Source organism: Streptomyces sp. JJ36 (assembly GCF_021696945.1).
GTDB lineage: Bacteria > Actinomycetota > Actinomycetes > Streptomycetales > Streptomycetaceae > Streptomyces.
Genome location: NZ_JACYHE010000073.1, coordinates 23,555 through 30,931, shown reverse-complemented (window position 1 = coordinate 30,931; position 7,377 = coordinate 23,555). Strand labels below are relative to the sequence as shown.

General features: G+C 71.5%; 8 protein-coding genes and 1 pseudogene. 3 read left to right on the top strand and 6 right to left on the bottom strand.

Annotated features, from left to right (window positions below; genetic code table 11):
- Nucleotides 1-440 precede the first annotated feature (440 nt).
- Nucleotides 441-1,103, bottom strand: a pseudogene (locus tag HOY81_RS22285) (DNA-3-methyladenine glycosylase); the annotation flags it as partial.
- A 110-nt stretch (nucleotides 1,104-1,213) separates the two neighbouring features.
- On the opposite strand from HOY81_RS22285, the gene HOY81_RS22280 reads away from it, so the two are divergent.
- Nucleotides 1,214-1,996: a sporulation protein gene (locus tag HOY81_RS22280; RefSeq protein WP_237322318.1), complete on the top strand. Its 783-nt coding sequence runs from the start codon at nucleotides 1,214-1,216 to the stop codon at nucleotides 1,994-1,996.
- Nucleotides 1,997-2,063: 67 nt separating this feature from the next.
- Here HOY81_RS22280 and HOY81_RS22275 read toward each other — a convergent pair whose 3' ends face one another.
- Complete coding sequence (locus tag HOY81_RS22275; protein WP_237322314.1) at nucleotides 2,064-2,495, bottom strand: barstar family protein; 432 nt, start codon at nucleotides 2,493-2,495, stop codon at nucleotides 2,064-2,066.
- A gap of 192 nt (nucleotides 2,496-2,687) precedes the next feature.
- Here HOY81_RS22275 and HOY81_RS22270 point away from each other — a divergent pair, with 192 nt between their 5' ends.
- Nucleotides 2,688-3,227 (top strand): YbhB/YbcL family Raf kinase inhibitor-like protein, encoded by a 540-nt coding sequence (locus HOY81_RS22270; RefSeq protein ID WP_237322312.1) that lies wholly within the window; start codon nucleotides 2,688-2,690, stop codon nucleotides 3,225-3,227.
- A 378-nt stretch (nucleotides 3,228-3,605) separates the two neighbouring features.
- Nucleotides 3,606-4,142, top strand: coding sequence for an HNH endonuclease (locus HOY81_RS22265; protein ID WP_237322310.1), 537 nt, complete (start codon nucleotides 3,606-3,608; stop codon nucleotides 4,140-4,142).
- On the opposite strand, the gene HOY81_RS22260 is transcribed toward HOY81_RS22265, so the two are convergent.
- The 4 genes from HOY81_RS22260 to HOY81_RS22245 all read right to left on the bottom strand — a co-directional run bounded on the left by HOY81_RS22260 (nucleotide 4,120) and on the right by HOY81_RS22245 (nucleotide 7,296).
- On the bottom strand, nucleotides 4,120-4,887 hold the full coding sequence (locus HOY81_RS22260; RefSeq protein ID WP_237322308.1) for a sulfite exporter TauE/SafE family protein: 768 nt from the start codon (nucleotides 4,885-4,887) through the stop codon (nucleotides 4,120-4,122). The two genes, HOY81_RS22265 and HOY81_RS22260, sit on opposite strands and share 23 nt — an antisense overlap.
- A gap of 98 nt (nucleotides 4,888-4,985) precedes the next feature.
- Entirely contained in the window at nucleotides 4,986-5,951 is a 966-nt protein-coding gene (locus tag HOY81_RS22255; RefSeq protein WP_237322306.1) for an SPFH domain-containing protein, read from the bottom strand.
- A gap of 109 nt (nucleotides 5,952-6,060) precedes the next feature.
- The gene (locus tag HOY81_RS22250; protein ID WP_237322305.1) at nucleotides 6,061-6,483 is read right to left on the bottom strand and encodes an NfeD family protein; all 423 of its coding nucleotides are present in this window, start codon (nucleotides 6,481-6,483) and stop codon (nucleotides 6,061-6,063) included.
- A 21-nt stretch (nucleotides 6,484-6,504) separates the two neighbouring features.
- A complete protein-coding gene (locus HOY81_RS22245; protein WP_237322302.1) occupies nucleotides 6,505-7,296 on the bottom strand; it encodes an ABC transporter ATP-binding protein in 792 nt (263 codons plus the stop codon).
- Nucleotides 7,297-7,377 lie beyond the last annotated feature (81 nt).

Here is a 7,377-nt window from a genome sequence, read left to right as displayed (position 1 = left end):
AACATATCTGGCGTTGACTTTTGGCACGCTGTTGAGTTCTCAAGGAACGGACGCTACCTTCGCAATCCCTCTCAGGATTCCTCCGGGCGCTTCCCTTCGGTGTGTCCACTACGTTAGCGGATTTCCCAGCCGACTCAAAATCAAGCTTTTCCGGTGGTTTATCGGCACGCCGATGAGCCCCCGGAGGGAGATCGCAAGTAGTGGTGTGGCCGCTTCAGAGTGTCCGCGCGATCACCATGTGGTCGCAGCGGCTGCTCACCCTGCTTCAGCGGCTCGGCCAACATTAGGTGGCCGACCCACCGGAGTCAAGTCCGGTGCTGCGGCGGTGTTCCCGGCGTTCCCGGTGTTCCCGGCGTTCCCGGCGTTCCCCGCGGCGCACCCGCCGCGCCCGTCGTCCCCGTGGACCCCGACGGGGCCGGCCCCTTCCCGAGCGTCCCGCGGGTCCTGCGGTTGCGCGGCTGGTGCGGCCGGTAGGGGCTCACGGTCGGGTGGCCGTCGATCCAGTAACGCCAGGGGTGCGTGGCTCCGGCGCCGCCGACGCCCGTCCGCGGTCCGGTGCGCACGGTCTCCCCGTCCACCGGGGCGCCCGTGAGGATGCGCAGGGGTGCGGCCTCGTCCTCCCCGCACACGTCCGCACCGTCCAGGGCCTTGTCCACGGCCAGCGCCGTGGCGAGGCGCGCGGGGCCCTTGGCCAGCTCCGCGTCCCGGCGGGCCTTCGGGCGGCGGATCCGGGCCTGTTCCGTCCCGGAGAGGATCTCGCCGCCGCGGAGCAGCACCCCGCCGGCCTTCCCCTCCGGGCCGCAGACCAGGTTCAGGTTCCACCACATGCCGTAGATGAAGTACACGTACGCGTGGCCGGGCGGCCCGAACATGGAGGCGTTGCGCCGGGTACGTCCGCGGTAGGCGTGCGACCCGGGGTCGATCTCCCCGGCATACGCCTCCACCTCGGTGAGCCGTACCTCGATCGGGCCGTCCACGGTGTTGCGGACCAGGGTGCGGCCCAGCAGGTCCGGAGCCACTTCGAGCACCGGCCGGTCGAAGAAGGAGCGGGGCAACGGGGTACGGCCGTAGTCCGGGGGTGGCGTAGCGTCTCGGTCGGCGATCACGCCGTCGGAGCGTAGTCGAAAGGCTGGAACCGCCGGCGGACGGGTTCGCGTTTGTTCAAGTCGAGGGTGTCACAGCCGACAACGGGCGGATCCCGGAGAGGATGAGCATGGGCTTCAAGAAGCTGATGGCCAGCATGGGGGCGGGAGGCGCCTCGGTCGAGACGGAGCTGACCGAGCCGAACGTCGTGCCCGGCGGGGTCGTGCAGGGCGAGGTACGGATCCAGGGCGGTTCGGTCGCCCAGCAGATCGAGGGACTCAACGTCGGGCTCCAGGCCCAGGTCGAGGTGGAGACCGAGGACGGCGAGTTCAAGCAGAACGTCGAGTTCACGAAGCAGCAGGTCGGCGGCGCCTTCGAGGTGCAGCCCGGGGCTGTGCACGCCGTGCAGTTCGGCCTGGAGATCCCGTGGGAGACGCCGATCACCATGTTCATGGGCCGGCAGCTCACCGGGATGCACATCGGCGTGGTGACCGAGCTGCAGATCGCTCGCGCCGTGGACTCCGGCGACCTCGACCCGGTGAACGTCCACCCGCTGCCCGCGCAGCAGGCGCTGCTGGACGCCTTCGGCGCACTGGGATTCCGCTTCAGGAGCGCCGACATGGAGAAGGGGCACATCCGCGGCACCCGGCAGCGGCTGCCCTTCTACCAGGAGATCGAGTTCCACGCCCCGGAGCAGTACCGGGGGCTGAACATGGTGGAGCTCAGCTTCGTGGCGGACGACCGGGAGATGGACGTCGTCCTGGAGATGGACAAGAAGCCGGGGCTCTTCAGCGAGGGAAGCGACTCGTACCGGGCCTTCACCGTGGACCTGGCGAACTTCCAGCAGACCGACTGGAACGCCTACCTCAACCAGTGGCTGTCCGAGGTGGGCGGCAAGCGCAACTGGTTCTGACGCCCGCGGGCGGGGTCGGCGTGCACCGTGCGGCCCCGCCTCCCCGGCCTGCGCCCCGCCTGCGGACTCAGCCCAGCACCGCGGCCAGCGGGGTCTCCCGGACCGACCAGAAGCCCACGGCGGCGCCCAGGATCTCCGCCGCCGTGTCGGCGTCCTCCGGCGCGGCGCTCTCGAAACCGGACCAGCCGCTGGTCAGGATGAGATATCCGGCGGGCTCACCCCACCAGGACAGGTCGGTGAGACAGTCGGTGAGGGAGTCCCAGGTGTGGCGGAACCACTCGGGCAGTTCCAGCCCGGCCACGCAGCTCTCCAGGAAGCCGTCCCGGCCGGTGACCCCGCTCAGGTCGAGCACCGCCCCGTACCAGCCCGCCGCCTCGGCCTGGAGCAGCGCCTCGGGTCCCACGGAGGGAGTCCGGTACACGCCGGGTGGCACGGTGCCGTCGAAGAGGCCGCTGAGGCCTTCCTCGGGCAGTTCGGGGAGTTGCGCGGAGCTGGTCACGAGTCACCACCGGTGTGAGGTTCTGTCGTGGTCAGGTCATGTGTCGGGGCAGGGGTGCGGGTCCGTGGCCCGCGGCCGTCCCGAACGGTCCACGGAGCACTTTGTTAGCACCCGGCCATGCTGTCAGCCCGCGCCACGACGGCTCGTTAGGCTGGCCGATGCAGCGATTCGCTCGATGAGGAGGTTCTCGACGTGACCGAGCAGAAGCAGCGGCCGCTCCCCCACGACTTCCACCCGCAGGTGCCGGCGTTCACCGTGGTGAGTGACGACGTGTCGGAAGGGGCGCCCCTGAAGGCGGCTCAGGTGTACGCGGAGGGGAACGTCTCACCGCATCTGCGGTGGTCGGGGTTCCCGCCGGAGACGAAGAGCTTCGCCGTCACCTGCTTCGACCCGGACGCCCCGACCGGCAGCGGCTTCTGGCACTGGTCCGTGTTCGACATCCCCGCCGACGTGACCGAGCTGCCCGCGGGCGCCGGCTCGGGGGAGAGGAAGGGACTGCCGGAGGGGGCCGTGCACGTGCGCAACGACTTCGGCACCCGTGACTTCGGCGGTGCCGCCCCGCCGCCCGGGGACGGGCCCCACCGGTACGTCTTCACCGTGTACGCCGTGGACGCCGACACGCTCGGCCCGGACGCGGACGCCACCCCGGCGGTGGTGGGCTTCAACCTGCGCTTCAAGACCCTGGCGCGTGCGCAGCTCATCGGCGTGCACGAGGTGCCGGCCGATTCCTGAGCGGACGGCGCCCGGGGCCGCGTAATTCCGTTGCGCCCCGCGGCGTCCCCGGCGCATCGTGGTGGCCGGGGCAGTCGGCACCGCATGCGCGGGGGCGGCGCGGCGCGCTCGTGTCAGCGCCCACACCGCCTGCCGGAGCCCGGCGGATCGCCGGGCGACCGCGCCGGCTGCCCTGTGAGCCCTCGTCCCACCTCCGTCCGCGGCCTGCCACGGCCCTCCTCTCCGCACCCACCCTTCCTTCCCTGTCCTCGCCGGTGACGAGGGCCCTTCACCTGCCGTACGGCCCGGGGAAATTGCGTTGTCCGCGTGGTCGGCCACCGGCACAGTGGAGCCACCCCGCGCCAGGGCGGCCGGGGACGGACCGGGAGGTGGAGGGGGATGCGCGAGACGCTGGTCCTCAACGCGAGCTTCGAGCCGCTGTCGACGGTGTCGCTGCGGCGTGCGGTCGTTCTGGTGATGCAGGGCAAGGCCGTGGTCGAGCAGGCGCACCCCGGTCTGCGCGTCCGTGCCGCCGCCGTGGACCTGCCGGTGCCGCAGGTGATCCGGCTCTGCAGATACGTGCGGGTGCCCTTCCGACAACGGGCGCCGTGGTCGCGGCGCGGTGTGCTGGTACGGGACCGGCACCGGTGCGCGTACTGCGGGCGCCGGGCGACCACGGTGGACCACCTGGTGCCGCGCTCCCGCGGCGGCGGTGACACCTGGCTGAACACCGTGGCGGCCTGCGCGGCGGACAACCACCGCAAGGCGGACCGTACGCCGGCCCAGGCGGGGATGCGGCTGCTCGTGCAGCCGTTCGAGCCTACGCCGGCGGACGCGCTGTTGCTCGCACTCGGCCTCCGGGAGGGGGACGCGCTGCCGGAGTGGCTGACCCTGCCGGGCCGGGCGCGGCCGGTCAGCCCAGCAGTAGCTGGATGACGGCGGCCAGCCCGACGGCGACGATCACCCCGCGCAGCACGGCCGGCGGCAGCCGGCGCCCGATGCGGGCGCCGAGCTGCCCGCCGGCGGCCGAGCCGGCCGCGATGAGCAGGACGGCGGTCCAGTCGAAGTCGGCGACGAACAGGAAGAAGACCGCGGCGACACCGTTGACCAGCGCGCCGAGGACGTTCTTGACGGCGTTGACGCGCTGCAGGTCCTCGTCCAGCAGCAGGCCCATCAGCCCCAGGTATATGACGCCCTGGGCGGCGCCGAAGTAGCCGCCGTAGGTGCTGGCCAGCCCGAGGCCGCCGAGGAGGACGGGCCCGCCGTGGGCGTGCTCCGGGCTGCCGTTGCGCTCCCGGCGGCGCTGCACCAGCCGGGAGAGCCGGGGCTGGAGCACCACCAGGACGAGCGCCATGCCGATCAGGGCGGGCACGATCAGGGTGAAGGCGCGGGAGGGCAGGGCGACCAGGAGGACGGCGCCGACGAGCCCGCCCAGCAGGGCGACGGCGCCCAGGCGCAGCACCCGGCCGCGCTGCCCGCGGAGCTCGCGGCGGTAGCCGATGGCGCCGCTGACCGAGCCGGGCACCAGGCCGAGCGCGTTGGAGACGTTGGCCGTGACCGGGGGCAGCCCGACCGCGAGCAGCACCGGGAAGGTGAGGAGCGTGCCGGAGCCGACGATGGTGTTGATCGCCCCGGCGCCGATTCCGGCCGTGCAGACGGCCGCCGCCTCCCAGATGTCCACGCGTGATGCCTCTCGAGTGATCGGTGCTGCGTGCACCGATCATGCCCGAAGGGGACGGCGGCCGTGCAGCCGGGTCCGTCAGCCGGACAACCGGCCCGTCAGTCGATGGGCGGCTGCTCCCGGGGGGCCTTGGTCGTGCCGGTGCCGCCGGAGTTCCCGGAGCCTCCCGTGCCACCGCCGGCGTTCCCGCCCGGGCGGAAGCCGTCGAGCGCGCCGCCGAGGCCCTTGAGCGCGTCGCCGATCTCGCTGGGCACGATCCAGAGCTTGTTCGCGTCGCCCTCGGCGATCTTCGGGAGCATCTGCAGGTACTGGTAGGAGAGCAGCTTCTGGTCGGGGTCGCCCGCGTGGATGGACTCGAAGACGGTGCGGATGGCCTGGGCCTCGCCCTCGGCACGCAGGGCGGCGGACTTGGCTTCGCCCTCGGCGCGCAGGATGGACGACTGCTTCTCGCCCTCGGCGGTGAGGATGGCGGACTGCCGGACGCCCTCGGCCTGGAGGATGGCGGCGCGCTTGTCGCGGTCGGCGCGCATCTGCTTCTCCATCGAGTCCTGGATGGAGGTGGGCGGCTCGATGGCCTTGAGCTCGACGCGGTTGACGCGGATGCCCCACTTGCCGGTGGCCTCGTCGAGGACGCCGCGGAGCGCGGCGTTGATCTCCTCCCGGGAGGTGAGGGTGCGCTCCAGGTCCATGCCGCCGATGATGTTCCGCAGCGTGGTGACGGTGAGCTGCTCGATCGCCTGGATGTAGCTGGCGACCTCGTAGGTGGCGGCGCGGGCGTCGGTCACCTGGTAGTAGATGACCGTGTCGATGTTGACGACGAGGTTGTCCTGGGTGATGACCGGCTGCGGTGGGAAGGGCACCACCTGCTCGCGCAGGTCCACCCGGTTGCGGATGGTGTCGATGAAGGGCACCACGATGTTCAGCCCGGCGCTCAGCGTCCGCGTGTAGCGGCCGAAGCGCTCCACGATCGCGGCGCTCGCCTGCGGGATGACCTGGATCGTCTTGATGAGCGCGATGAAGACGAGCACCACCAGGATGATCAGGACGATGATGATGGCGTCCATCGCCACTCCCCCTGCATTCGGTTTCGGGATGCGCCGTGCCGGGCCGCCGCCGGGCGGTGACGCCGGCTCGCAGCGCAGGAACACTGCGTCGGGCTGTCGTTACGGACCATCACATCACGACGGCGGTGGCTCCGTCGATCTCCACGACGTCGACCTTGGCGCCCGGCTCGTAGGCCTCGTTGCCGTCCAGCGCGCGGGCGGACCAGACCTCGCCGGCGAGCTTGATCCGGCCTCCCTCGCCGTCCACCCGTTCGAGGACCACGGCCTGCCGGCCGCGGAGCGCGTCGACCCCGCTGCGGAGACCGGGGAGCTGCTGGTTCGCGCGCCGGGCGAGTGGTCGTACGACGAGGATCAGCGCCGTGGAGACGACCACGAAGACGACGGTCTGCGTCACCACCCCGCCGCCCAGCCCGGCCGTGACGGCCGCGGCCACGGCGCCGACGGCGAACATCCCGAACTCGGGCATCGCCGTGAGAACGAGCGGGATTCCCAGCCCTACGGCGGCGATCAGCCACCACACCCATGCGTCCACGGGCCCATGGTAGGCGGGGGATCAGCGCAGCGGCAGACCCTGAGCGGTCCAGCGGTCGCCGTTCTGCTCGACGACGAGCGGGAGACCGAAGCAGAGCGAGAGGTTCCGGGAGGTCAGTTCGGTCTCCAGGGGCCCGGCGGCCAGCACCTTGCCCTGGCGGATCATCAGAACATGGGTGAAGCCGGGGGCGATCTCCTCGACATGGTGGGTGACCATCAGCATCGAGGGGGCGTACGGGTCGCGCGCGAGGCGTCCGAGCCGGCGCACGAGGTCCTCGCGGCCGCCGAGGTCGAGTCCGGCGGCGGGCTCGTCGAGCAGCAGCAGCTCCGGGTCGGTCATCATGGCGCGGGCGATCATGGTGCGCTTGCGCTCGCCCTCGGAGAGGGTGCCGTACTTCCGGTCCAGGTAGTCGTTCATGCCGAGCCGGTCGAGGAAGGCCAGCGCGCGCTCCTCGTCCACCGGGTCGTAGCTCTCGTGCCAGTGCGCCGTCATGCCGTACGCGGCCGTGAGCACGGTCTCCAGCACCGTCTGGTGGCGCGGCAGCTTGTCGGAGAGCGCCATCCCGGCCATGCCGATGCGGGGGCGGAGCTCGAAGACGTCCACGCCGCCGAGCCGCTCGCCGAGGATCGTGGCGGTGCCCGTGGTCGGGAAGAGATAGCTGGAGGCGATGTTCAGCAGGGTGGTCTTGCCGGCGCCGTTCGGGCCCAGGATCACCCAGCGCTCGCCCTCCTTCACCGACCAGGAGACGTCGTCCACCAGAGCACGGCCCTCGCGGACCACGGATACGTCCACCAGCTCCAGTACATCGCTCATGAGCGCGCGTCTCCCCTTGCAGTCGCGATTGCGGTTTGTGGTCGCCGTGCCGTGCCCGAGGGCACATCCCAGGGAAAAACC